The following is a 24,081-nucleotide window of genomic DNA, read 5'->3' on the forward strand; positions in this document are numbered from 1 at the left end:
TCGGCGGGCGGTGGCTGTTTACCGGGCGGCGAATTCCCGCAGGCTGGCGGCCAGCGCCACCGGAACCCTCGCCTTGATCCGGGTGCCGTCGCCGTTGTGCTCCTCGTGCTGAACCCGGCCGTCGGAATACAGTCGCGACACCAGGTCACCGCGGTGGTAGGGAATCACCACGTCCACGGCGGTGTCGGTGGGCGCGACAAGCTCGGCCATCCGCCGCCGCAGCGCGTCGATGCCGTCACCGGTGCGCGCGGACACGAACACCGCGCCGGGCAGGGCGTGCCGGAGTTTGGCCAGGGCCAGGTCGCTGGCGGCGTCGACCTTGTTGACCACCAGCAACTCCGGCGGCGGATTTCCGTCGTGGTCGGCGATCACTTCGGAGATCACCTGGCGGACCGCGTCGATCTGGGCCAGCGCGGTGGCGTCGGAGCCGTCGACGACGTGCACCAGCAGGTCGGCGTCGACGACCTCCTCCAGCGTGGAGCGGAACGCCTCGATCAGCTGGGTCGGCAGGTGCCGGACGAAGCCCACGGTGTCGGTGAGCACGAACGGCCGGCCGTCGGGCAGTTCCGCGCGCCGGGTGGTGGGTTCCAGGGTGGCGAACAGGGCGTCCTGCACCAGCACGCCCGCCCCGGTGAGCGCGTTGAGCAGGCTGGACTTGCCCGCGTTGGTGTACCCGACGATGGCGATCGAGGGCATGTCGCTGTGCAGGCGCCGGCTGCGCTGGGTGTCGCGGACCTGCTTCATGTCCTTGATCTCGCGGCGCAGCCGGGCCATGCGTTCGCGGATGCGGCGGCGGTCGGTCTCGATCTTGGTCTCACCGGGACCGCGCAGACCCACACCGCCCCCGCTGCCGCCGGCGCGGCCACCGGCCTGCCGCGACATCGACTCACCCCAGCCGCGCAGCCGCGGCAGCATGTACTCCATCTGGGCCAGCGACACCTGCGCCTTGCCCTCCCGGCTGGTGGCGTGCTGGGCGAAGATGTCGAGGATCAGCGCGGTGCGGTCGATGACCTTGACTTTCACGGCCTTTTCCAGCGCGGTCAGCTGCGCCGGGGACAACTCCCCGTCACAGATGACGGTGTCGGCGCCGGTCGCCAGGACCACCGCGCGCAACTCGGCCGCCTTGCCGGAGCCGATGTAGGTCGCCGGGTCGGGCTTGTCGCGGCGCTGGATGAGCCCTTCGAGCACCTGGGAGCCGGCGGTTTCGGCCAGCGCCGCCAGTTCGGCCATGCTCGCCTGGTTTTCGGCGGCGCTGCCTTCGGTCCACACGCCGACCAGCACCACCCGTTCCAGTCGCAGCCGGCGATATTCGACCTCGGAGACGTCGGCCAGCTCGGTCGACAGCCCGGCGACCCGGCGCAGCGCCGACCGGTCTTCGAGGGCGAGTTCGCCGACGCTGGGGTCCTGATGAGGAAATTCGGGTTGTGTCATAGGCAATCTGCAATAGCGCACGCCGGATCGGCGTGATGCATCCGATTTAACACTGCTGCGCGCTCCACCATTCCCCGCCGACTTCGCCGCGGGCGACCAAGACCGACGGCCCGCGCAGGTGGCTGGTGGCGTCGGTGACCGTGACGGTGACGTCACCGCCCGGTACCCGCACGGTGAGGGTCCCGGTGTCGGCGCCGGCATCGGCCAGCGCGGCAACCGCGGCGGCGACCGTCCCGGTGCCGCACGACCGGGTTTCCCCCACACCACGCTCATGTACCCGCATCCACACCAGCCCACCCACCGGGGCGGTGAGCACCTCGACGTTGACGCCCTGCGGGAACTGGGCGTGGTCGAAGCCGACCGGCGCGGCCACGTCGAGGGCCGCCAGTCCGTCGGCGCTCAGCCGCCGATCCACGCAGGCCAGATGCGGGTTGCCGACGTCGACCGCCAACCCGGCGAACCGCCGACCGCCGACGACGGCCTCCCCGGTGCCGATCCGATTGACTTTGCCCATGTCGACGCTGACGTCGGCCCGGGCCGCATCCGCATGGTGCAACGTGACCAGGCGGGCGCCGGCCAGCGACCCGACAACGAACTCGTCGCGGGATTCCAAGCCGCCGGCCCGCAGGTAGTGGGCGAACACCCGCACCCCGTTGCCGCACATCTCGGCGATCGACCCATCGGCGTTGCGGTAGTCCATGTACCAGTCGTCGGTGGCGACACCGTCGGGTAGCCGCCCCAGAACACCGGCCGCCAGCGCGGCGCCGGCGGTGGTGATCCGCAGCACCCCGTCGGCGCCCACCCCGCGGCGCCGGTCGCACAACGCGGCCACCCCGGTAGGGGTCAGCGTCAGCGCAGCATCCACGTCGGGCAGCAGCACGAAGTCGTTCTCGGTGCCGTGGCCCTTGGCGAAGATCATCTGCGCCGCCCTGAGATCACCTGTTCAGGGTACTTGCCGCCACGCCCGCAACGCGGCGTCGACGAGGCCGGCACCCGCGGTGGCATCGAGCCACCGCACCCGGTGGTCCCGGCGGAACCACGACCGCTGCCGTCGCACGTAGCGCCGGGTCCCCATGAACGTCTGCTCCCGGGCATCCCGCAGCTCCGCTGCTCCCCCACCGGCGCCGAGTGCCGCGAGCACCTGGGCGTAGCCCAACGCGCGTGACGCGGTCACCCCGTCGCGCAGGCCGGCGCGCAGCAGGGTGCGCACCTCCTCGACCAGGCCCCGGTCGAACATCGCGTCGGTGCGGCGCGCCAACCTTTCGTCGAGAATCGCCGTGTCACAGTCCAATCCGATGATGACTGCGCCCCAGCGCGGAGTGCCGACGCGCGGCGCCGACGCGGCGAACGGCTTACCGGTGAGTTCGACGACCTCCAGCGCCCGCACCGTGCGTCTGCCGTCGGTGGGCAGGATCGCCGCGGCCGCGGCCGGGTCCCGGCGGGCCAGCTCGGCGTGCAGCCCACCCGCCCCGACCTCGGCGAGGCGTCGTTCCCAACGCGCCCGCACCTCCGGATCGGTGGCCGGAAACGACCAGTCGTCCAGCAGCGACTGGACGTAGAGCATCGACCCGCCCACGATGAGCGGTATCGCACCGCGGGCCGCGATCGCCTCGACGTCGGCGGCGGCGGCTCGTTGGTAGCGGGCGACGGTCGCGGTCTGCGTGACGTCGAGGACGTCGAGCTGGTGATGGGGAATGCCGCGACGCTGCTCGACGGGCACCTTCGCGGTGCCGATGTCCATGCCGCGGTAGAGCTGCATGGCATCGGCGTTGACGACCTCGGCGCCGGCCGTGTCGGCGAGCCGCTCGGCGACATCGAGCGCCAGCTGCGATTTTCCCGTGCCGGTCGGACCGATGATCGCCAGCGGTCGCAGCACCGGATTCACGGCTGCCAGGCGCCGACGAAGTACCCCACCCCGAACGGCGCGCCCCGGTAGAGCTCCTTGGCCGCGCGCGGCCCCGGCCCGGCCAGACCGGCCAGCACCCCGAACGCGACCCGCCCCAGGATCGGCGGCGGCAGCCGGGTCAGGGCGGTGACGTCGCCGGTGGCCAGCGCGTCGTCGAGGGCCAGTTGGGCGGCGGCGTCGCCCGGGTGGTGGCCGCCGGGGGCCGCCGGGGTCAGGGTGTTCGCGCCGTCGGCCACCACCAGCACACCGACCGGATCGGGCGTCCCGTCGATCTCGGCGCGCAGTTGCCGGCCCAGGGCCGCCGCGGTGTCCGACCCGTGGTCGCCGCGGTAGACGTGCACTCGCGCGCGGGCGTCGGGCCGCGCGCGGCCCCGCACCCAGCCGGCCATGAGCGCGCACAGCGGAAAATCGGCGGGCGCGCCGCCGTCGTCGCCGGGGCACAGCCGGACGCGCACGTCGGCCCCGAACCCCGCGAACGTGCCGACACCCTCGGGACCCAGCACGTCATCGCGGCCACCCGTGCCGATGACGACCCAGCGGGGCGGCAACAACGCGGCCGCGGCCAACACGCCCGCGGCCAGGTCGCACAGCTCGGCGGCGGCCCCTCCGGCCAGTTCGGGAACGAGCACCGGGGCGGACGGAACGATGGCGATCGCGCTCAACACGCCACCAAACTAACCTCTCGGCCACCTCGGGCCGCACGTCTGCGCGCCCGCGGCCTCGCGAGCCTCCGGTGATCCTTCGCCGGTCCGGCGGCGGGCGAGCGTCAGGCCTGGCCGTCCGCCACGGCAATCGGGTGCCCGGAAGGGTCGGCACTCTCGCCCGCGCCCAGCCGAGGCCGCGGGATTTCGCCGACCCTGTCCCGGCCGGTCTGGGCGACCATGGTGGCGGCCTCGCCCCGCGCCAGCGCCACCGTCGCGATGATCACCACCGACACCGCCGCGATCAGCACCATCGCCTTCGGGCCGTCAGTGTTCAGCGTCTCGCCCAGCACGAACACCCCGAGCGTCGCGGCCACCACGGGCTTGGCCACGGTCATCGCCGGCATCGACGCGGTCAGCGCGCCGGCCCGGAACGCCGACTGCTGGAAGATCATCCCGGCCAGGGCGGCCAGAATCCACGGCACGAACTCCGGGGCGGTCAACACGCCGACCAGGCTGTGCTCGCTGATCTCCACGATCCCCTTGGTCAGCACCGCGAACAGCGCCAGCGACGAACCCGCCACCAGGGCGAGCAACACGGCCGCGAACGGGCCACCGGACCGGGCCCGCGCGGCCAGCACGCACCCCACGAGCAGGGGGAGCATCACGACACCGACGATGATCCACGTCGCGGTCGAGGCGCGCTGCCGGCCCGCCGCGGGGTCGCCGACGATGATGACCACCGCCAGGGCGCCGGCCAGGATCGCCGCCCACAGCCACTCCCAGCGGGTCACCCGGCGGTCGGTCAGACGGGCGTAGATCGGCAGTGCGAAGAGCAACGCCGTGACCTGCAACGCCGTCACCAGCACCACGGAGCCCCACGCCAGGGCACCGGCCTGCAGGCTGTAGTTGAGGATCGCCGCAAGACCGCCCAGCCACCACCGGGTGTCCTTCAACGACATGCGGAACAGCTCCAGGTGACCGACCTGCTTGTCGGTGATCTCCTGCGCGGAGCGTTGCCTGATCACGTCGCCGACGGCGGACGCCATCGCCGCGCACAACGCCAGCAACGCCGCGACATCGACTTTCGACATAGACGACCCCTCACCTCAACCCGTTCCCACCAGTGTTCCCCGGCCGACGGCAAATACACCAACTGTTCGGCATCGGTTCACCTACGACTGTGTGACGTTGACTGTGTGACGTTGCGCGGAGGTGACCGCCGGCCGGGGTAATGCTCCACACCTACAGCACCAAGCTGTGCCGCAGCTGTACCCCGGCCGTGAGTTCTGGGCGCCCGCCGCCCGCTATGCCTCGGCGCCCGAGGGGACCACGGCGGCCGAGCCGCCGGCCGCCGGTGCCGGGCCACTCTCGGCGACTTCGGCGTTCATGGAGACGGCCTCACCGCGGGCCAGGGCCGCCGTCGCGATCACCACGACCACCGCCGCGGCCACCAGGGCGATCATCTCCGGCCCGTCGGCCGTGAGGGTCTCGCCCAGCACGGTGATGCCCAGCACCGACGCCACCAGCGGTTCGGCCACCGTCATCGTCGGCAACGACGCGGTGAGCGAACTGGCCCGAAACGACGACTGCTGGAACACCGTGCCCAGCGCCGCGACCAGCACCCACCCGTAGAGCTCCGGGGTGCGCAGCACGGTCCCCGGGCCGCTGTGCAGCGTGTCGACGATCGCCTTGGTGAGCACCGAGAACAGCGCCCATGAGGACGCCGAGACCAGCGCGAGCAGCACCGCGGCCACCGGCCCGCTGAACACCCGCGCGCCCAGCACGCACAACACCATCGCCGGGCCGAGCACCAGCGCCACCACAGCCCACGAATGCAGCGACCCGCGCTGATAGCCGGCGGCGGGTTCGCCGACCGAGACGAACACCGCCACCGCGCCGGCCAGCAGGAACGCCCACACCCATTCCCCGCGGGTCAGCCCCTGTTTGGTCAGCCACGCATAGACCGGCAGCGCGAACAGCAGCGCCGTCACCTGCAAGGCCTGCACCAACACCACCGAGCCCAGGCCCAGGGCCACCGCCTGCAGGGCGAAGCTCGCCACGGCCGCCGTTCCCCCCAGCCACCACTTGGCGTCGCGCAACGACATGCGCAGCAACTCCACGTGGCCGACCTGCTGGTCGGTGATCTCCTGCGCGGAGCGCTGCCTGACCACGTCACCGACACCGGATATCAGCGCGGCGATCAGCGCCAGCAACGCCGCGATGTCCACCTTTTCGATGGCGACCTCCTCACCGACGCGCGGCCCCCGTGCCGCGCACGACCCGGCACGAGGTTACCTGCGCGCGGGGCCGCCCGGCGGCTACGCGGGCTGGCGCGCCCGGCCGCGAAGCTTGCGCTCGACCTTCTTGTGCGTGGCAACCGCATCGATGCGCGCCAGCTCGAAGGTGGCGGCAGTCATCACCAGCGCGGCCACCACCAGGGCGACCATCCCGGCCGGGCCGGTGTTCAGCGTCTCGCCGAGGACGACGACACCCAGCGATGCCGCCACCACCGGCTGCGACACCTCCAGGGTGGGCATCGACGCGGTGAGGGCGCCGGCCCGGAACGCGGACTGCTCCCACGCGAACCCGCCCAGCGCGAGCAACACCCAGGCGTAACCCCGGGTGTCCGCACCAGCGCCCACCCGCCTTCGTCGATCCGGTGGACGACGCCCTTGGTGAGCACCGCGAAGATCCCCCACAGCGAACCCGACACGAGGGCGTAGAGCACCGCGGCCACCGCGCCGCCGCGGATCCGGGCGACCACGAGGCACCCGGCCAGCAGCGGCCCCAGCACCGCCGCCACCGCGGCCCAGGTCCGCCACGATCCGTTCGAGTGGCCGGCCCGCGGGTTGCCGACGGTGACGATCACCACCACCGCGGCGGTCAGCAACGCGGCCCAGAGCCACTCCCGTCCGGTCACGCTGCGGTCGGCCAGCCGCGCACTCACCGGCAGCGCGAACAACAGCGACAGCACCAGCAGCGCCTGCACCAGCAGCACCGAACCCTCGTCCAGCGCCGCAGCCTGCAACGCGATGCTCACCACGAGCAGCAGCGCACCCCAGCGCCACCGCTGGTTGCGCAGCAGCGCCGCGAACAATTCCAGGTGACCGACCGATCGGTCGATGAGCCGGTGCGTCGCCCGTTGTTGCAGTACATCGCCGATCGCCACGCACAGCGCCGCACTCAGCGCAAGCAGGGCGGCGAGATCCACCTTCGCCATGAACGATTTCTCCGTCGTGTCGTGAGGGGACATGAGCAGATACCTTCGTATCTCTTTACTGTTGCACAATCTCGGTGTCCGGGCGGTGACGGGAAGGTGGCGGCATGCGGCCCGGCAAGCTGTTTGAATACTGTGGGAACGGTTGAGGAGCAGCTGGTGATGGGCCGCCCGCCGGCGGCGGCACCGGCTTTCCGGCCGGACGGCGCCGCTACGCGCGGCAGATGCGCGGGACAGATCCCACGCGGAAGGGTTGCATGAGGGTGGTGGCGAACGTATGACGGCTGACGAGCCCCGCAGCAACGATTCGACCGAACCGGCGCCGGCGCCGGACACCGGGCCGGCTTCCGGGCCGGTCGACCCGTCGGCCGCGCAGCCGGTGCCACGCCCAGGTCCACGCCCCAGACCCCGGCCCACACCGCGGCCCGCCGCCCACCCGGTGCCGGCGCCCCCGCGCAGCAACCCGCACCAGTTCGGGCGCGTGGACGACGACGGCACGGTCTGGCTGGTCAGCGCCGCCGGTGAGCGGGTCGTCGGCTCCTGGCAGGCCGGTGACCCCGAAGCCGCGTTCGCCCACTTCGGCCGGCGGTTCGACGACCTGAGCACCGAGGTCACGCTCATGGAGGAGCGGCTGGCGTCGGGAACAGGGGACGCCCGCAAGATCAAGGCGCACGCTGCCGAGTTGGCCGAGACGTTGCCGACGGCATCGGTGCTGGGCGACGTCGACGCCCTCGTCGCCCGCCTGGACAGGCTGGTCAACCAGGCCGACGCCGGCATCGCCGCGGAGCGCGCGCGCCGCGACGAACAGCGGGCCGTGCAGACCGCGCGCAAGGAGGCGCTGGCCGCCGAGGCCGAGGACCTGGCCACCAACTCCACCCAGTGGAAGGCCGCCGGCGACCGGATGCGGACAATTCTCGACGAGTGGAAGACCATCAGCGGCCTGGACCGCAAGGTCGACGACGCGCTGTGGAAGCGCTATTCCGCGGCCCGGGAAACCTTCAATCGGCGGCGGGGATCGCATTTCGCCGAACTGGACCGGGAGCGCTCGGCGATCCGGCAGGTCAAGGAGCGGCTCTGCGAACAGGCCGAGGAGCTGTCCGATTCGACGGACTGGACCGCCACCAGCGTGGAGTTCCGCAAGCTGCTCACCGAGTGGAAGGCGGCGGGACGGGCGTCCCGCGACGTCGACGACGCGCTGTGGCGACGCTTCAAGGCCGCCCAAGACACCTTCTTCTCGGCACGTAACGCCGCGACGGCCGAAAAAGACGCCGAGTTGCGCGCCAACGCCACCGCCAAGGAGGCGCTGCTGGCCGAGGCCGAGAAGCTCGACACCGGCAACCATGACGCAGCCAGGGCGGCGTTGCGGTCGATCGTGGACCGGTGGGATGTCATCGGCCGGTCCCGCGGGAACGGTCCGCCGAGCTGGAGCGGCGGCTGCGCGCGGTCGAGAAAAAGGTGCGCGACGCCGGCGAAGCCGACAGGTCGGATCCCCAGGCGCAGGCCCGGGCCGAGCAGTTCCGCGTTCGAGCCGAGCAGTACCAGCAGCAGGCCCAGAAGGCGGCGGCCGCCGGCCGCACCAAAGACGCCGAGGAGGCGCAGGCCAACGCCGAACAGTGGCGCCAGTGGGCGCAGGCGGCCACTCAGGCGCTGCGGCGCTGACCCTAGCGGTCGTCCTGCTGCGGATCCGCCGGCTTGGGGACACCCCGGGCGGCGTCCGGGTCACCGGACCCGTCCGACTCCTGGGGACCGCCCGGCTTGCCGAGGCTGTCCAACAGCGTCATCGACTGCTGCCGGGCCGCGGTCCGTCGCCGCTCCTCCTCGGCCGCGAGCTGCACGATCGTGCGCGACCACACCACGCGGGCCCACTGGTAGGTCAGCACGATCACGGTGATCCAGGCCACGATCAGGCCCCACCCCGGGCCCGGGTGCCCGGCGGTCACGGTCTGGCGCGACCAGACCGCCAGCAGCCCGGTCGGGCAGGCGAGCGCCGAACCCACCAAGGCGATCCAGGCCAGCGCCCAACGCCGCGTCATCAGCGCCAGCATCGAGAAACCGACCCCGAACGCCAGCGCCAGCCAGGCGAACACCCGGGAGGGCAGGGCGACCGCGGCCGCGCCGGCGCCGTGGCTGCTGAACAGCACGTCCCAGCCGCGCACGTCACCGGTGTGCGGGAGGATGAACGTGGCCAGCAGCACGAACACCAGGATCGAGATCACGAAACCGCGTGGGCCCGGCTCGATCTGACGCGCCACCCGGCGCTCCGCCGCCTCGATCTCGGTGCGCAGGGCGTCCAACTGCGTGTGTTGTTTCTTCGTCATCGCTCACATCCGGGGGGTTCGGCCGGGCCGACGGGCGGCCGGACGGTGGGCATGCCGAGACCGGTGCCGCGCGGGCGCTGCCCGGCGGCGTGCGCATCGCCTGCCCGGGTGCGCCGGTGGGTCAGGATTCCCGCGTCGGCGATCAGGTGGTGCGGTGCGGCCGCGGTGACCACCGCGGTGACGACGTCGCCGGGCCGCACCGCGTCGACGCACTGCCCCGCGGCGAAGTGGACCAGCCGGCCGTCGCGGGCGCGCCCGGTCATCCGCGCGGTATGGGTGTCTTTGCGGCCCTCACCGGCGGCCACGAGCAATTCGACGGTCTGCCCGACCAGGGCCCGGTTGCCGTCCAGCGAGATCTGCTCCTGCAGCTCGACGAGCCGTTCGTAGCGTTCCTGCACCACGGCTTTGGGTATCTGCCCCTCGAGTTCGGCGGCGACGGTGCCCGGCCGTTTGGAGTACTGGAAGGTGAACGCCGCGGCGCACCGCGCCCGGCGCACCACGTCGAGCGTGGCCGCGAAGTCCTCTTCGGTCTCACCGGGGAAGCCGACGATCAGATCGGTGGTGATGGCGGCGTGCGGCATGGCCGCCCGCACGCGGTCGATGATGCCCAGGTAGCGCTCGGCACGGTAGGAACGCCGCATCGCGCGCAGGACGCGGTCGGACCCCGACTGCAGCGGCATGTGCAGGGCGGGGCAGACGTTCGGTGTGTCGGCCATGGCCTCGATGACGTCGTCGGTGAACTCGGCCGGGTGCGGCGAGGTGAACCGGACCCGTTCCAGGCCGTCGATGCGGCCACAGGCGCGCAGCAGCTTGGCGAAGGCGCCCCGATCGCGGGGCTGCGCCGGATCGGCGAACGACACCCCGTAGGCGTTGACGTTCTGGCCCAGCAGGGTGACCTCGAGCACGCCATCGGCCACCAGGGAGCCGACCTCGGCCAGGATGTCGTCCGGGTTGCGGTCCACCTCCTTGCCGCGCAGCGCCGGCACGATGCAGAAGGTGCAGGTGTTGTTGCAGCCGACGGCAATCGACACCCAGGCGGAATAGGCGGAGTCGCGGGCGGTGGGCAGCGAGGACGGAAACTGTTGCAGCGCTTCGGCGATCTCCACCTGGGCGACCTTGTTGTGTCGGGCCCGGTCGAGCAGCGCGGGCAGCGACCCGATGTTGTGGGTGCCGAAGACGACGTCGACCCAGGGTGCCTTGCGCAGCAGCGCGTCGCGGTCCTTCTGCGCCAGGCAACCGCCGACCGCGATCTGCATCTCGGGATTGTCGCGTTTGCGCGGCGCGAGGTGGCTGAGGTTGCCGTACAGCTTGTTGTCGGCGTTCTCGCGCACGGCGCAGGTGTTGAAAACCACGACATCGGCGTCGCCGTCCTCGGCCGCGCGCCGGTAACCGGCCGCCTCCAGCAAACCGGCCAACCGCTCGGAATCGTGGACGTTCATCTGGCAGCCGTAGGTGCGGACTTGGTAGGTGCGCACCAGCGCGGGGCCGAGCCCGGCCCGGTCTGCGGGGGTGTCGCAGGACCCGCGCGTCACCATCGAAGTCACGGGGCCATGGTACGGCTTCGGCGTGACGCGGCCGCCGGCCGCACACGTCACACCCGGCGGCGCTCCCGCTCGGCGGCCAGCTCGGTGAGGACGACCTCGCACGCCAGGTTCTGGCTGTAGCCGCGGCGCGCCAGCATCCCGACCAACCTGCGGCTCACCCGCATCTCGTCCTTACCGCCCCCGCCAAGCGCCTCGCGCCGCAGCTTCGACCGGACCAGCTTGGCGGCCAGCTCGCGTTCGGCGCCGGCGTCGATGCCACCCAGCGCCGCGGTGATCACGTCGTCGTCGACACCTTTGGTGTGCAACTCGGCGGCCAGGGCGCGCCTGCTCTTGCCGGCGTTGGCCCGCCGGGACCGTACCCACTGCTGCGCGAAGTCGGTGTCGTCCACCAGCCCGGCGGCGGCCAGCCTGTCGAGCACCCGCACGCTGATGTCGTCGGGGTATCCGCGTTTGGCCAGCGCACCGGCCAACTCGGCGCGGGTGCGCGCTCTCCCGGTGAGCAGGCGCAGGCACAACGCCCGCGCTTGCTCCTCGCGGGAGGGCTCAGAAGTCGACGGGGGCGGGCAGGACGTCATCAGCGGTCACGACCGCGCCGATGCCAAGCTTTTCCTTGATCTTCTTCTCGATCTCGTTGGCCACGTCGGCGTTCTCCATCAGGAAGGTGCGGGCGTTCTCCTTGCCCTGCCCGAGCTGCTCGCCCTCGTAGGTGAACCAGGAACCGGATTTGCGGATGAAGCCCTGATCCACCCCCATGTCGATCAGCGAACCCTCCCTGCTGATGCCTTTGCCGTAGAGGATGTCGAACTCGGCCTGCTTGAAGGGCGGCGACACCTTGTTCTTGACGACCTTGACCCGGGTGCGGTTGCCGACCGCGTTGGTGCCGTCCTTGAGGGTCTCGATCCGGCGCACGTCCATGCGCACCGACGCGTAGAACTTCAAAGCCTTTCCACCCGTGGTCGTCTCGGGCGAATTATGCACCATCACTCCATCGACGAAATAGTTGTGGTTGCCTTCGACTTCGATATCGAACCGATTCATTGACCGAGTGTGGGGTTTGACATGCACATCGAGAACACGGGCGGGTACCAGCTGTTGCGCGGGTTCGATGAACTGTGGCGTTACCGCCCCTTGGCCACGGAACCGCGGCAACAGTTTGTAATCCATGGATGGCGCCATGTAGGGCGCGACCAGTTCCTGAAACTTCGCCGTGGCCGCGGTGGAGAACACCAGCACCGCCTTGCCGGCTGAGCCGGCGTGCCGCAACCGCACATCCAATCCGTATGTGTCATGCAGGTAGTCGCGCAACCGTATACGTGTGCCTTCGCTCATGGCCTCGACGCAGATCTCGATGCGCCCGCTACCACCAACGGTACGTTCCTGCAATCCCCTGGAACGTAGGGTGAATGAGCCGTCATCCATGTACCAAATTGCCAGAGCCAGTGGCGTGAGTGCCTTGAGATATTCCTCGGAGAAGAACTTCTTACCGTCTCCGAGATAAACCGCGCGCCGTAGTTCGGCAAGCTCCGGCAGTGGTGTGAAGTCGACAAAGCTCGCGCCCTTGGCGTTCTCCCGCATCGTATGCCGAATGTTTCCCATCAACGCGGTCTTCCACCGCAGATACTCCGACTGCTTGGCGCCGTATCCCAGCCGGAAACGGACTCCATTGCGATCGTGCCGATTGGACGAGAGGTTCCCGTCACCCATCAGCGACCCCAGTATCACCTGGAACTGTTGCTCACTGAGCAGATGCGGCTCGGCGGCCAACACCCGGTCACCGGCAAAGAGATCGCCGGCTTCTTTCCAGCCGCCCGGTGTGCGAATGAGGTGGTTGGGCGTCGCCGCGAATTGCGACTTGCCGTTACCGCTGGACTTTTCGACGGTGAACTGAAGAAACTGCTCGGCAGGCCCGTTATTGAACCAGTTCACTACCTTGCGCGGCACAATCCGGTCCGTCTCAGGGTCGTAGGACAGCACCTCGACGTCCATCTTGTTGTTGACGATCTTGCCGATCTTTTCGGTGCAGCCGTCAGCGAGCACTCGGGTCGAATAGTTCATACAGCCGAACATCACGCCGATCTTCTCGCGGAGCTGGTTGATGAAGATCGCCGTGGTTCCCGAGTTGTTGAGCGCGCCGGTCATCTTCCGCAGCGCCTGGCTCATCAGCCGGGCCTGCAGCCCGACGTGGCTGTCGCCCATCTCCCCCTCGAGCTCCGCGCGCGGCACCAGGGCCGCCACCGAGTCGATGACCAGGATGTCCAGGGCGCCGGAGCGGATCAGCATGTCGGCGATCTCCAGGGCCTGCTCACCCGTGTCGGGCTGGCTGACCAGCAGGGAGTCGGTGTCCACGCCGAGGCTTTTGGCGTACTCGGGGTCCAGGGCGTGCTCGGCGTCGATGAACGCCGCGACGCCGCCGGCGGCCTGGGCGTTGGCCACCGCGTGCAGCGCCACGGTGGTCTTACCGGAGGACTCCGGGCCGTAGATCTCCACGACCCGCCCGCGGGGCAAACCGCCGATGCCCAGGGCCACGTCCAGTGCGATGGATCCGGTCGGGATGACCGAGATCGGCTGGCGCATCTCGTCGCCGAGACGCATCACCGAGCCTTTGCCGTAGCTCTTCTCGATCTGGGCCATCGCCAGCTCGAGTGCCTTCTCGCGGTCGGGGGCTTGCGCCATGGTGCCTCTCCTATAGTCGATGTGTTCGGGACCGGTGTCGGTCGGTTGGCCGTGACACTAGAGAAGGCCACCGACAAGTTGTCGTCTTCGAACGCTCCCCACAGTAGCCGAACACCTGTTCGATTCAAGCGGACACGCCAGGGAAGCCATGAACATCTCCGCGGAGCTGTCCGACATCTCCTCCTACGGGGGCTTCTTTGCACTGACCGTCGGCGGCGACGCCGCGGGATGGCATCCGGTCGGCCGGTCCTACGCCGACGGGTGCGCCGATCTGATCGACGCCACTCTCGCGCGGTACCGCACCACGGAGCTGCGGGTCGGCGCCTCCCTGGTCCAGCTCGGGCACGCCGCCCGGCTGTGGTCCCCGGTCCTCGCCTGCGCGCTGGCCCACGGCGTCGTCCCGGATCTGAGCGGCCTGCAGCGCGCCGACGACGGGGCCCGGCTGCGCCTGCCCGAAGCCGTCGGGGAACTCGTCGACCGCGACTCGCCTTCGCCGCAGACGTTGTACCGCGTCGTCGTGCGGGACCACATGGAACCGCTCGCGGCGGGGCTGCGGGTGAAGCCGGCGCCTGCGCTGCTGGCCGGCAACATCGCGTCGGCCCTCGTCGGGGCGTCGCATGCGCTGCTCGCCGCCCGCCCTGACCTGCGGGAGCCCGTCGTCAGGGTCACCGGCGCGCTGCTGAGCACCGGCGTGCTGGCCGACACGATGAGCGGCTGTGACCTGTCGTTCCGGCGCCGCAGCTGCTGCCTCTTCTACCGCACCCCCGCCGGTTCCACGTGCGGCGACTGTGTGCTCTAGTGCCCTTTAGCGCGCCGAACCCGCCTCACCACTGGTCGCGGGGCACGTCGAAGTCGACGCACAATGCCCGCCACACGTCGCGGGGCTCGACGCCCTCCTCGATCGCCTGGGCGGCGGTCCGGCCCTCCAGGCCGGTCAGCGCGTGGTCCGCCAGCACCGACGGGCCGTACGCGGCGCCGAACCGCAACACGACCCGCTCGTGGAACTCCGTTAGCCGCACGCCCGCCAACATACCCAGACGGTCAGGCCGCCCCCAACGCGAGCGCGTCGTGGCAGACCCGCACCGGATCGGCCAGGCCGGCGGCGCCGGCCGCGGCCGCCTGCGCGGCCCGGCGACAACCCGGCGACGACAGCACCTCGGTGACGGCGGCCACCAGCGCGTCGGCCGTCAACGGCCGGACCAGCCGCCCGCTGCCCTGGCGGACCACCCGGTTGGCGATCTCCCACTGATCCCCGCCGCCCGGGACCACGACCAGCGGCACCCCGGCCAGCAGCGCCTTGGCCACCATCCCGTGACCGCCCCCGCAGATCACCAGGTCCGCGCGCCTCAGCAACTCGTCCTGGCGGCCCAGCCCCACGACCGCCCACGGCGGCGCCGTCAGCTCGGCGCCGCCCAGCCGCGAGACCACCACCCGCGATCCCGCCGGGAGCGTCTCGCCCGGCGTCAGGCACGCCAGCGCGACCTCGGCCAGGCCCTCGGCCCCGGTCAGGGCGGTCGACGGCGCGACCACCACGACCGGCCCGGGGCCGTCGGGGATCTCCAACACCCGTTCGGTGGGTTCGAAGTGCAGCGGTCCGACGACGACGGCGTCAGCCGGCCAGTCCGGGCGGGGCACCTCCAGCGCGGGCAGGGTGGCGATCAGCCGACGCAGCGGCCCGGGGTCGCGGGCCGGCAAGCCGATCCCGGCGCGGGCGGTGGCCCGCTGCCGCAGCCCGGCACGCCACGACCGCGCGGTCAGGGCCCGCATCGTGGCATCCCACAGCCGGCCGCGGACACCCGTGCCCGGGGCCAGCCCGCTGCCGATCGGCGGCAGCCCTTTCGACGGCAGGTAGAGCGGATGCGGGTCGAGCTCGACCCAGGGAATCCCCAGCAGCTCGGCGGCCATGCCGCCGCCCGCGGTGATGACGTCGGACACCACCAGGTCGGGCGCCAGGTCGCGCAGCGCCGGCGCGTTGAGGACGGCCATGCGGGCCGCGCGCAGGTGGATCCTGGCCCCGGCGTCCAGGTCGTCGTCGGTGGCGGCCAGGCCGTCCAGCACGGCGGCGTCCAGACCCGCGGCGCGGGCGGTGTCGAGCCACTCGGCACCGGTGAACAGCGTGGGCGCGTCACCGGCCTCGGCGAAGCGCCGGCACAGTGCAATCGCGGGGAACGAGTGCCCGGGATCAGGCCCAGCTACCACGGCGACGCGCATCCGCTTCACCCTGCCACAGCGCGCGGGCGCCATCCTGACCTACGCTGGCAAGCATGACCGAGCTGACCGAAGCCGGCGTGGCGAACACTCGCACGGTCGAGCGTTTCCTGAACGCCTTGCAGGACGCGGACTACGAGACGGCGGACGCCGCCCTCGCCGACGACCTCGTCTACGAGAACGTCGGGTTGCCCACGATCCACGGCCGCGCCAGGGCGATGAAGCTCTTCCGTCGCATGGACGGGCGCGCCGCCTTCGAGGTGAAGATCCACCGCATCGCCGCCGACGGAGCGGCGGTGCTCACCGAACGCACCGACGCGCTGATCTTCGGCCCGCTGCGGCTGCAGTTCTGGGTGTGCGGCGTGTTCGAGGTGCACGAAGGGAGAATCACGTTGTGGCGGGACTACTTCGACTTCTTCGACATGATGAAGGCCACCGCCCGCGGGGTGGCGGCGCTGGCGCTGCCCTCGCTCAAAGCAACGTTCTAGCCGACGGCCGAGGCTGATGAGCGACAACGGCACCCGCACCCGACCGAACGCCTTGCAGTACCTGCGCTACTGCTACGGGCGCCGGCTGCCCGACTCGATGCGCGACTGGGTGCGCCGCGACCTGGCCGGCAAGGGCGCCACCAGGCGGATGATGCTGCGGGTCGCGGTCCCGGCCGTGCTGGTCTTGGCCCCGTTCTGGCTGATCCCGACGACGCTGGACGTCCACCTGAGCATGACCCTGCCGATCCTCATCCCGTTCGTGTACTTCTCGCATGCGCTCAACAAGGTGTGGCGTCGGCACATGCTGCAAGTGCACGGCCTGGACCCCGATCTCGTCGACGAACAAGCCCGCCGGCGCGATGCCCACATCCACCGGTCGTACGTCGAACGCTACGGACCCAGGTCCGGGGACTAGTCAGCGCGCGGCAGCCCGCCGAGTTCGTCGAACGCCTGCGCCCACCCGACCAGGCGATCGGTGGCCTGCGTCAGCTCGTCGCGGTAGCGCTGCGACGCCGCCGATCCGCCGCTGGCCGAAGACACCACTTGGGCTGCGGCGGTGACCATTTCGTTGTACTGACGCACACCGGAACTCAGCTGCGCGGTGAACGCGTTGATGGTGGGCACCAGATGCGCCCGCGACGACTCCGAATACCGCGCGGCCCGCTCCATCGACACCACCTCGGCGGCGGTGGCCGCCATGGCCGCCGAGGTCCTGGCCGCCGCCGCGGTCAGGTCGCCCAGTTCGGCGGCCGGCAGCATGGCTCCCCGCTCCATCACGCCCACGAGCGAGTGAAACCCCCGTTCGGAGGCGCCCAGCGCGTACATCGCGGGCCGCGCCGCCGAACCGGGCGGCGGCAGCCGGCGGGCGCCGGCGGGTGGTCCCGACGGCAGCGGCTCCGCCTTGAGCCAGCGGTAGCGCAACAGCAGCAACGTCGCCGGAATCGCCTGCACGACCGCGATGGCACCGGTGATCTGCAGCAGCAGTACGAACCAGCCCCAGGCCGCCAGCAGTGCCGTCACCACCGCCCAGAACAGGCACCCGGCGCTGAAGATCAATCCCCACCGCAGCGCGCGGCGACGGCGGCGGATCAGCCGGGCGCGCGGATCCGCGGCCGCGCTGAGCCGCCGGGCGAGCAGCTCGGAGAGCTCCGCGGCGGTGCCCAGACCTCGCTGCAGCAGCGTGCGCCACAGCCCGCGCTGACTCGAGTTCACCGCCATTCCGAAAACCCCGAAGAGCCCGCGGCTACTGGCCGTACGGCTGTTCGGGCACCGCCTGTCCGGTGGTCTCGGCGGGCGCGGCAGCGGGAGGGGCGGCGGTGCCGCCCGTCGGCAGCGCTTCGCCGCGCATCGAGGCGCGGATCTGCTCGAGGCGGGAATGGCCGGCCATCTGCACGCCGGCCTGCTCGACCTCGAGCATGCGGCCCTGCACGGAACCCTGGGCCAGCTCGGCGGCACCGATCGCGTTGGCGTAGCGGCGTTCGATCTTGTCGCGGACCTCGTCGAGGCTGGGTACGTTGCCCGGCGCGGCGATCTCGCTCATCGACCGCAGCGAGGCGCTCACCTGCTCCTGCATCTTGGCCTGTTCGAGCTGGCTGAGCAGCTTGGTGCGCTCGGCGATCTTCTGCTGCAGCACCATCGCGTTCTGTTCGACGGCCTTCTTGGCCTGGCCGGCCGCGCTCAGTGCCTGGTCGTGCAGCGTCTTGAGGTCCTCGACGCCCTGCTCGGCGGTCACCAGCTGGGCCGCGAAGGCCTCGGCGGCGTTGCTGTATTCGGTGGCCTTGTTGGCGTCACCGGCGGCAGTGGCCTGGTCGGCCAGCGTCAGCGCCTGACGGACGTTGACCTGCAGCTTCTCGATGTCGGCCAGCTGCCGGTTGAGCCGCATCTCGAGTTGGCGCTGGTTGCCGATCACCTGCGCCGCCTGCTGGGTCAGCGCCTGATGGGTGCGCTGCGCTTCCTCGATGGCCTGCTGGATCTGCACTTTGGGGTCGGCGTGCTCGTCGATCTTCGCGTTGAACAGCGCCATCAGGTACTTCCACGCTTTGACGAACGGGTTGGCCATGAGTAGCTCCACCTTCGCTTCCTGTGGGCCCGCTGCCCGAGGGCCGGCGGGGCCGTGTGTCGGACGCGGCCAGGGTGCGTGCGCCCGCCCTGTCGCTCAATTTAACGGGTCGGCACTGATAGCCCCACCCTTGCAGCTCGAACCCGGGACGTCCGATCCGGGCGTTTCAGGCCACGGCCAGGGACGGCACCGGCGGGATGACGACCTTGGTGTCGGCGTCGATGGTCGTGCCGCCGGGCCCACTGCCCGGCGCGGCGCGGACCGCACGCTCCTCGCTGGCCATCCGCTCGCCGGCGTCGGTCAGCACCGCGGACAGCGGCACGTCCAGCGCGTGGCAGATCGCGTTGAGCAACTCGCTGGAAGGCTCCTTGCGACCGCGCTCGACCTCGGACAGATATCCGAGGCTCACCCGCGCCGAATCGGACACCTCGCGCAGCGTCCGGCCCTGCGTCATCCGGGCCCCGCGAAGCACGTCGCCGATAACCTCGCGCACCAATGGCGGCATCCTGCTCTCCTTCAGTCCAGGCTCTTCACAGGGTGAACGGCGGCGGCGGTGGCGTTGGTTCCCGTTCGCGCCCGGCGATCAGCGGGGCGTGCGCCGAACTTCGCGGACGGTCGAGATCACATAGTCGATCCCGGTGACCACCGTGAGTACGATCGCGGCGGCCATCACCACAGCCGCCGCGATCCGGAAGGGCCCCGACAGCGGGAGCACGAACAACCCGATCGCGACCGACTGGACGACGGTCTTGAGTTTGCCGCCCCAGCTGGCCGGGATCACGCCGCGCCGGATCACCGCCAGGCGCAGCAGGGTCACCCCGACCTCGCGGGTCACGATCACCCCGGTCACCCACCACGGCAGGTCGCCCAGCATCGACAGCGCGATCAGGGCCGAGCCGATCAGCGTCTTGTCGGCTATCGGATCGACGAAAGCGCCGAATTCCGTTGCCATGCCGTAATTGCGCGCCAGCAGGCCGTCGAACCGGTCGGTGATGCCCGCGACCGCGAAGATGGCGAAGGCCACGATGCGGCCGACGATCTGGTGACCGTCGCCCACGAACAGGGCGAGCAGGAAGACCGGAACGAGCATCAACCGCACGCCGGTCAGGACATTAGCGAGGTTGGCTATCCGGGCGCGATCTGAGATCGGACTCGTTTGAGGGTGCCCGGACACGGCAACAGAATAGCGGTTGACCAGTTCACACGTCCCTGATGTCGATACTGTTACCCGTGACCGAAAGCCCTGAGGACCACCGTCCGGTAGTCCGGCGCGCGCGCACATCCGACGTCCCCGCGATCAAGCGGCTCGTCGACACCTACGCGGGCAAGATCCTGCTGGAAAAGAACCTGGTGACTCTCTACGAGGCCATCCAGGAGTTCTGGGTGGCCGAATGCCCCGAGAAGCCGGGCGAGGTGGTCGGCTGCGGGGCGCTGCACGTGATGTGGGCCGACCTCGGCGAGATCCGCACCGTGGCGGTCGATCCCGCCATGACCGGGCGGGGCATCGGGCACGCGATCGTCGACCGGCTCCTCGAGGTCGCCCGCGAGCTGCAGCTGGAGCGGCTGTTCGTGCTGACCTTCGAGACCGAGTTCTTCGGCCAGCACGGGTTCACCGAGATCGAGGGCACGCCGGTCACCGCGGAGGTCTTCGAGGAGATGTGCCGGTCCTACGACATCGGTGTCGCCGAGTTCCTGGACCTGAGCTACGTCAAGCCCAACATCCTGGGCAACTCCAGGATGCTGCTGGTGCTCTGAGCGCGCGCTACTCGTCGTCGGGGTCGCCGCCGTCGGCGTCGCTGCCGCCGCGGATCAGGGCCAGCGTGCCGGCCAGCTCGTCGGGCTTGACCAGCACCTCGCGCGCCTTGGAGCCCTCCGAGGGCCCGACGATGCCGCGGGTCTCCATCAGGTCCATCAGCCGGCCGGCCTTGGCGAACCCGACACGCAGCTTGCGCTGCAGCATCGAGGTGGACCCGAACTGGCTGGACACCACCAGCTCGACCGCCTGCAGGAACACGTCCATGTCGTCGCCGATGTCGGGGTCGACGTCGGTGCGCTCCCCCGTCGGTTTGGCGGTGGTGACGCCCTCGGTGTACTCGGGTTCGGGGTCCTTGCAGGCGGTGACGACGGCCTGGATCTCCTCGTCGGTGATGAACGCGCCCTGCAGCCGGATGGGTTTGCCCGCGCCCATCGGCAGGAACAGGCCGTCGCCCATGCCGATCAGCTTCTCCGCGCCGGCCTGGTCCAGGATCACGCGGCTGTCGGTGAGCGAGGAGGTGGCGAATGCCAGCCGCGACGGCACGTTGGTCTTGATCAGGCCGGTGACCACGTCGACCGACGGCCGCTGCGTGGCCAGCACCAGGTGGATGCCCGCGGCGCGGGCCTTCTGGGTGATGCGCACGATGGCGTCCTCGACATCGCGCGGCGCGGTCATCATCAGGTCGGCCAGCTCGTCGACGATCGCGACGACGTACGGGTACGGCCGGTATACGCGCTGGCTGCCCAGCGGCGCCGTGATGGCACCGGAGCGCACCTTGGCGTTGAAGTCGTCGATGTGGCGCACCCGCGAGGCCTGCATGTCCTGGTAGCGCTGCTCCATCTCCTCGACCAGCCACGCCAGCGCGGCCGCGGCCTTCTTGGGCTGGGTGATGATCGGGGTGATCAGGTGCGGGATGCCCTCGTACGGCGTCAGCTCGACCATCTTCGGGTCGATCAGGATCATCCGGACCTCTTCGGGGGTGGCCCGGGCCAGCAGCGAGATCAGCATGGAGTTGACGAAGCTGGACTTGCCGGACCCGGTGGACCCGGCGACCAGCAGGTGGGGCATCTTGGCCAGGTTCGCCGAGATGAAGTCGCCCTCGATGTCCTTGCCCAGCCCGATCACCAGCGGGTGGTGGTCGCGGCGGGTCGACGGGGCGGTGAGCACGTCGGCCAGCCGCACCATCTCCCGGTCGGTGTTGGGCACCTCGATGCCCACGGCGGACTTGCCGGGGATCGGGGCCAGCATGCGCACGCTCTCGGTGGCCACCGCGTAGGCGATGTTCTTCTGCAGCGCGGTGATCTTCTCCACCTTGACGCCCGGCCCCAGCTCGACCTCGTAGCGCGTGACGGTGGGTCCCCGGGTACAGCCGGTGACGGCCGCGTCGACCTTGAACTGGGTGAGCACCTCGCCGATCGCGTCGGCCATGACGTTGTTGGCGGCGCTGCGCTTCTTGGGCGGGTCGCCGGCCACCAGCAGGCTCAGCGACGGCAGCGTGTAGGGCCCCTCGACGACCCGGTCCAGCCCGATGGTGTCCTGCTCCGCCTTGCCGCGCCGGCGGCCCTTGGCGGCGGGCTCGGGAACGGTCGGCACGTCGTCCTCGATCGGGGGCGGCCCGGCCTCGGCGTCACCGCCTGCGGAGGGCCACGCCTGCGGCTCGTTGTCGGGGTGGAAGGCCTCCTCGTCGTAGTAGCCGTCGGAGAAGTCCTCGGCGGCCGCGGGCGCCTCGTCGCCGGTTTCGTCGTACTCGTCGCCGTCGGGCTCGTCGGCGTAGTCGCGCTGGAACAGCCGGGTGCCGAACATGTCGCGCAGGACATCGGGCACCTCGCGGATCGTGGTGCCGGTCAGCAACAGCAGCCCGAACAGGGCGCCGATGAACAACAGCGGCGCGGCGATCCAGGCCGTCAACCCGTCGCGCAGCGGCCCGCCGATGGCGAAACCGACGAAACCGGCGGCGCGGCGGCGCGCGTCGGGGTCCTCCGGCGATCCCGACCACAGGTGGCACAGGCCGAGGTAGGACAGGGCGATCAGGCTGCCGCCGAGGATCAGCCGCGGCCGGGTGTCGGGGTCGGGTTGGGTCCTCATCAGCGTCACCGCCACCGCGGCGGTGACCAGCGGCAGTAGCAGGACGCCCGAGCCGATGAAGGTCCGCAACAGCGTGTCGACCCAGGCGCCGACCGGGCGCGCGGCGTCGAACCACGAGCTCGCCGCGACCACGACCGAGACGCCGAGCAGGACCAGCGCGATGCCGTCGCGGCGGTGCCCGGGCTCGATGTCACGGGCCGCGTCGCGGGCCCGCCCGATCGACCGTGCCGCGCCGCCGGTGCCGCGTGCGGTCATCAGCCAGGCCGCCCGCGCCGCCCGCCCGCAGGTCACCCCAGCGGTGACCAGGAGCGAACGCTGCCGGCGCGGGCCGGGCCGGTTCGCCTTCTTGCGGGGGGGCGCCGGTCGCGCACTTCGGGACCCGCCCCGCGAAGTGGCCTTTGACCTGCTCGTTCGGTTTCCGGAGCGGGCGACGGTCTTACTAGCCATGGCGTTCAGCGTAGTCGCAAAGACAACATCTGCACCACCCGCCACACTGGTAACGATTCGGTCGCCGGCGCCGCGCCGGGCGTGTCGGCGGGACGCGTGAGTAGGGTGATCCACGTCATTCCCGCCCGCAACGCACCCAGCCGTTCACGGAGTCCCAGGAGGCCCTCGCATGCCCGTCGTCGTCGTCGCCACCATGACCGTCAAGCCCGAATCGGTCGACACCGCCCGCGACATCCTCACCACCTCGGTCGAGGAAGTGCACGGCGAACCCGGATGCCAGCTGTATTCGCTGCACCAGTCGGGCGAGACGTTCGTCTTCGTGGAGCAGTGGGCCGACGAGGACGCGCTCAAGGCGCACAGCACCGCCCCCGCGGTCGCCAAGATGTTCACCGCGATCGGCGAGCACCTGGCCGGACAGCCCGACATCAAGATGCTGCAGCCGGTGCCCGCGGGCGACCGGGACAAGGGACAGTTGCGCGCGTAATGGCCCGTCCGCTGGAAGGAAAGGTCGCGTTCATCACCGGTGCGGCGCGCGGCCAGGGCCGCGCGCACGCGGTCCGGCTGGCCGCCGACGGCGCGGACATCATCGCGGTCGACCTGTGCGAGCAGATCGCCAGCGTCCCCTACGCCCTGGCCACCCCGGAGGACCTGGCCGCGACCGTCAAGCTCGTCGAGGACGCCGGCGCGCGCATCGTGGCCGCCCGCGGCGACGTGCGCGACCGGGCGTCGCTGTCGGCGGCCCTGCAGGCGGGCCTCGACGAGTTCGGCCGGCTCGACATCGTGGTGGCCAACGCCGGCATCGCGCCCATGCAGTCCGGAGACGACGGCTGGCGCGACGTCATCGACGTCAACCTGACCGGCGTCTACAACACGATCAAGGTGGCGATACCCACGATGGTCAGGCAGGGCAGCGGCGGGTCGATCGTGCTGATCAGCTCGTCGGCCGGGCTGGCCGGCGTCGGCAGCCCCGACGCGGGTTCGGTCGGCTACGCCGCCGCCAAGCATGGGGTGGTCGGTTTGATGCGGGTGTACGCGAATCTGCTTGCTTCGCAGTACATCCGGGTCAACTCGATCCATCCGTCGGGCGTCGAGACCCCGATGATCAACAACGAGTTCACCCGGGAGTGGCTGGCCAAGATGGCCGCCGGGACGGACACGCCGGGCGCCATGGGCAATGCCATGCCGGTGGAGGTGCTCGACGTCGAGGACATCGCCAACGCGGTGGCCTGGCTGGTGTCCGACCAGGCGCGCTACGTCACCGGCGTGACCCTGCCGGTCGATGCGGGTTTCTTGAACAAATAGTCG

Annotated in this window: 22 protein-coding genes and 3 pseudogenes; 7 read left to right on the top strand and 18 right to left on the bottom strand. The window is 70.8% G+C overall.

What is annotated here, in order from left to right; genetic code table 11:
• Positions 1-18: 18 nt before the first annotated feature.
• From hflX to AB8998_RS19805, 7 genes and pseudogenes are all read right to left on the bottom strand, one after another.
• On the bottom strand, positions 19-1,431 hold the full coding sequence (gene hflX / locus AB8998_RS19775) for a GTPase HflX (RefSeq protein ID WP_369739408.1): 1,413 nt from the start codon (positions 1,429-1,431) through the stop codon (positions 19-21).
• A gap of 46 nt (positions 1,432-1,477) precedes the next feature.
• Positions 1,478-2,350, bottom strand: a complete 873-nt coding sequence (gene dapF / locus AB8998_RS19780; RefSeq protein WP_369739409.1) for a diaminopimelate epimerase — start codon at positions 2,348-2,350, stop codon at positions 1,478-1,480.
• A gap of 24 nt (positions 2,351-2,374) precedes the next feature.
• Positions 2,375-3,304 carry a tRNA (adenosine(37)-N6)-dimethylallyltransferase MiaA gene (gene miaA / locus AB8998_RS19785; RefSeq protein ID WP_369741661.1) on the bottom strand — a complete coding sequence of 310 codons (930 nt, stop codon included), beginning with the start codon at positions 3,302-3,304 and terminating at the stop codon, positions 2,375-2,377.
• A gap of 8 nt (positions 3,305-3,312) precedes the next feature.
• Complete coding sequence (locus tag AB8998_RS19790; RefSeq protein WP_369739410.1) at positions 3,313-4,002, bottom strand: class III extradiol ring-cleavage dioxygenase family protein; 690 nt, start codon at positions 4,000-4,002, stop codon at positions 3,313-3,315.
• A gap of 101 nt (positions 4,003-4,103) precedes the next feature.
• Positions 4,104-5,072: a DMT family transporter gene (locus AB8998_RS19795; RefSeq protein WP_369739411.1), complete on the bottom strand. Its 969-nt coding sequence runs from the start codon at positions 5,070-5,072 to the stop codon at positions 4,104-4,106.
• 213 nt (positions 5,073-5,285) lie between these two features.
• A complete protein-coding gene (locus tag AB8998_RS19800) occupies positions 5,286-6,218 on the bottom strand; it encodes a DMT family transporter (RefSeq protein WP_369741662.1) in 933 nt (310 codons plus the stop codon).
• Between the two features lie 81 nt (positions 6,219-6,299).
• Positions 6,300-7,201, bottom strand: a pseudogene (locus AB8998_RS19805) (DMT family transporter).
• 274 nt (positions 7,202-7,475) lie between these two features.
• Between AB8998_RS19805 and AB8998_RS19810 the strand changes: the two are divergent.
• Positions 7,476-8,857, top strand: a pseudogene (locus AB8998_RS19810) (DUF349 domain-containing protein).
• Between the two features lie 2 nt (positions 8,858-8,859).
• On the opposite strand, the gene AB8998_RS19815 reads toward AB8998_RS19810, so the two are convergent.
• The 4 genes from AB8998_RS19815 to recA are packed head-to-tail and all read right to left on the bottom strand — an operon-like array spanning position 8,860 to position 13,733.
• Entirely contained in the window at positions 8,860-9,516 is a 657-nt protein-coding gene (locus tag AB8998_RS19815) for an Rv2732c family membrane protein (protein WP_369739412.1), read from the bottom strand.
• Positions 9,513-11,051: a tRNA (N6-isopentenyl adenosine(37)-C2)-methylthiotransferase MiaB gene (gene miaB, locus AB8998_RS19820; protein WP_369741663.1), complete on the bottom strand. Its 1,539-nt coding sequence runs from the start codon at positions 11,049-11,051 to the stop codon at positions 9,513-9,515. The genes AB8998_RS19815 and miaB overlap by 4 nt, the downstream gene beginning before the upstream one ends.
• A 56-nt stretch (positions 11,052-11,107) precedes the next feature.
• Complete coding sequence (gene recX / locus AB8998_RS19825; RefSeq protein WP_369741664.1) at positions 11,108-11,638, bottom strand: recombination regulator RecX; 531 nt, start codon at positions 11,636-11,638, stop codon at positions 11,108-11,110.
• On the bottom strand, positions 11,604-13,733 hold the full coding sequence (gene recA, locus AB8998_RS19830; RefSeq protein WP_369739413.1) for an intein-containing recombinase RecA: 2,130 nt from the start codon (positions 13,731-13,733) through the stop codon (positions 11,604-11,606). The genes recX and recA overlap by 35 nt, the downstream gene beginning before the upstream one ends.
• Before the next feature lie 148 nt (positions 13,734-13,881).
• On the opposite strand from recA, the gene AB8998_RS19835 reads away from it, so the two are divergent.
• Entirely contained in the window at positions 13,882-14,532 is a 651-nt protein-coding gene (locus AB8998_RS19835; RefSeq protein WP_369739414.1) for a (2Fe-2S)-binding protein, read from the top strand.
• A 25-nt stretch (positions 14,533-14,557) separates the two neighbouring features.
• Here AB8998_RS19835 and AB8998_RS19840 read toward each other — a convergent pair whose 3' ends face one another.
• Both AB8998_RS19840 and AB8998_RS19845 read right to left on the bottom strand, forming a co-directional pair.
• Positions 14,558-14,752 carry a DUF3046 domain-containing protein gene (locus AB8998_RS19840; RefSeq protein WP_407686815.1) on the bottom strand — a complete coding sequence of 65 codons (195 nt, stop codon included), beginning with the start codon at positions 14,750-14,752 and terminating at the stop codon, positions 14,558-14,560.
• 22 nt (positions 14,753-14,774) lie between these two features.
• Entirely contained in the window at positions 14,775-15,944 is a 1,170-nt protein-coding gene (locus tag AB8998_RS19845; RefSeq protein WP_369739416.1) for a glycosyltransferase, read from the bottom strand.
• 53 nt (positions 15,945-15,997) lie between these two features.
• On the opposite strand from AB8998_RS19845, the gene AB8998_RS19850 reads away from it, so the two are divergent.
• A complete protein-coding gene (locus AB8998_RS19850) occupies positions 15,998-16,429 on the top strand; it encodes a limonene-1,2-epoxide hydrolase (protein WP_369739417.1) in 432 nt (143 codons plus the stop codon).
• Positions 16,430-16,445: 16 nt separating this feature from the next.
• Positions 16,446-16,844 (top strand): DUF5313 domain-containing protein, encoded by a 399-nt coding sequence (locus tag AB8998_RS19855; protein ID WP_369739418.1) that lies wholly within the window; start codon positions 16,446-16,448, stop codon positions 16,842-16,844.
• Here AB8998_RS19855 and pspM read toward each other — a convergent pair.
• The 4 genes from pspM to pgsA form a co-directional block, all read right to left on the bottom strand.
• On the bottom strand, positions 16,841-17,647 hold the full coding sequence (gene pspM / locus AB8998_RS19860; protein WP_369739419.1) for a phage shock envelope stress response protein PspM: 807 nt from the start codon (positions 17,645-17,647) through the stop codon (positions 16,841-16,843). The genes AB8998_RS19855 and pspM overlap by 4 nt on opposite strands.
• A 25-nt stretch (positions 17,648-17,672) precedes the next feature.
• Entirely contained in the window at positions 17,673-18,488 is an 816-nt protein-coding gene (gene pspA / locus AB8998_RS19865) for a phage shock protein PspA (RefSeq protein WP_369741665.1), read from the bottom strand.
• A 166-nt stretch (positions 18,489-18,654) separates the two neighbouring features.
• A complete protein-coding gene (gene clgR / locus AB8998_RS19870) occupies positions 18,655-18,993 on the bottom strand; it encodes a transcriptional regulator ClgR (protein ID WP_369739420.1) in 339 nt (112 codons plus the stop codon).
• Between the two features lie 78 nt (positions 18,994-19,071).
• Positions 19,072-19,662: a CDP-diacylglycerol--glycerol-3-phosphate 3-phosphatidyltransferase gene (pgsA, locus tag AB8998_RS19875; RefSeq protein ID WP_369739421.1), complete on the bottom strand. Its 591-nt coding sequence runs from the start codon at positions 19,660-19,662 to the stop codon at positions 19,072-19,074.
• A 56-nt stretch (positions 19,663-19,718) separates the two neighbouring features.
• Here pgsA and AB8998_RS19880 point away from each other — a divergent pair, with 56 nt between their 5' ends.
• Entirely contained in the window at positions 19,719-20,243 is a 525-nt protein-coding gene (locus tag AB8998_RS19880; RefSeq protein WP_369739422.1) for an amino-acid N-acetyltransferase, read from the top strand.
• Positions 20,244-20,250: 7 nt separating this feature from the next.
• On the opposite strand, the pseudogene AB8998_RS19885 reads toward AB8998_RS19880, so the two are convergent.
• Positions 20,251-22,947: pseudogene (locus AB8998_RS19885) on the bottom strand (FtsK/SpoIIIE family DNA translocase).
• On the opposite strand from AB8998_RS19885, the gene AB8998_RS19890 reads away from it, so the two are divergent.
• Both AB8998_RS19890 and AB8998_RS19895 read left to right on the top strand, forming a co-directional pair.
• Positions 22,946-23,260: a putative quinol monooxygenase gene (locus AB8998_RS19890; protein ID WP_369739423.1), complete on the top strand. Its 315-nt coding sequence runs from the start codon at positions 22,946-22,948 to the stop codon at positions 23,258-23,260. The pseudogene AB8998_RS19885 and the gene AB8998_RS19890 overlap by 2 nt on opposite strands.
• Complete coding sequence (locus tag AB8998_RS19895) at positions 23,260-24,078, top strand: mycofactocin-coupled SDR family oxidoreductase (RefSeq protein ID WP_369739424.1); 819 nt, start codon at positions 23,260-23,262, stop codon at positions 24,076-24,078. The genes AB8998_RS19890 and AB8998_RS19895 overlap by 1 nt, the downstream gene beginning before the upstream one ends.
• Positions 24,079-24,081: the final 3 nt, after the last annotated feature.

This window comes from Mycobacterium sp. HUMS_12744610 (assembly GCF_041206865.1).
Classification (GTDB): domain Bacteria; phylum Actinomycetota; class Actinomycetes; order Mycobacteriales; family Mycobacteriaceae; genus Mycobacterium; species Mycobacterium servetii.

Coding starts and splice junctions, on each gene's coding strand:
- pspM (WP_369739419.1), bottom strand. CDS start 17,647: ATGGCGGTGAACTCGAGTCAGCGCGGGCTGTGGCGCACGCTGCTGCAG.
- AB8998_RS19850 (WP_369739417.1), top strand. CDS start 15,998: ATGACCGAGCTGACCGAAGCCGGCGTGGCGAACACTCGCACGGTCGAG.
- miaB (WP_369741663.1), bottom strand. CDS start 11,051: ATGGTGACGCGCGGGTCCTGCGACACCCCCGCAGACCGGGCCGGGCTC.
- AB8998_RS19795 (WP_369739411.1), bottom strand. CDS start 5,072: ATGTCGAAAGTCGATGTCGCGGCGTTGCTGGCGTTGTGCGCGGCGATG.
- AB8998_RS19815 (WP_369739412.1), bottom strand. CDS start 9,516: ATGACGAAGAAACAACACACGCAGTTGGACGCCCTGCGCACCGAGATC.
- pspA (WP_369741665.1), bottom strand. CDS start 18,488: ATGGCCAACCCGTTCGTCAAAGCGTGGAAGTACCTGATGGCGCTGTTC.
- AB8998_RS19845 (WP_369739416.1), bottom strand. CDS start 15,944: ATGCGCGTCGCCGTGGTAGCTGGGCCTGATCCCGGGCACTCGTTCCCC.
- recA (WP_369739413.1), bottom strand. CDS start 13,733: ATGGCGCAAGCCCCCGACCGCGAGAAGGCACTCGAGCTGGCGATGGCC.
- AB8998_RS19855 (WP_369739418.1), top strand. CDS start 16,446: ATGAGCGACAACGGCACCCGCACCCGACCGAACGCCTTGCAGTACCTG.
- dapF (WP_369739409.1), bottom strand. CDS start 2,350: ATGATCTTCGCCAAGGGCCACGGCACCGAGAACGACTTCGTGCTGCTG.
- AB8998_RS19835 (WP_369739414.1), top strand. CDS start 13,882: ATGAACATCTCCGCGGAGCTGTCCGACATCTCCTCCTACGGGGGCTTC.
- hflX (WP_369739408.1), bottom strand. CDS start 1,431: ATGACACAACCCGAATTTCCTCATCAGGACCCCAGCGTCGGCGAACTC.
- AB8998_RS19890 (WP_369739423.1), top strand. CDS start 22,946: ATGCCCGTCGTCGTCGTCGCCACCATGACCGTCAAGCCCGAATCGGTC.
- clgR (WP_369739420.1), bottom strand. CDS start 18,993: ATGCCGCCATTGGTGCGCGAGGTTATCGGCGACGTGCTTCGCGGGGCC.
- AB8998_RS19895 (WP_369739424.1), top strand. CDS start 23,260: ATGGCCCGTCCGCTGGAAGGAAAGGTCGCGTTCATCACCGGTGCGGCG.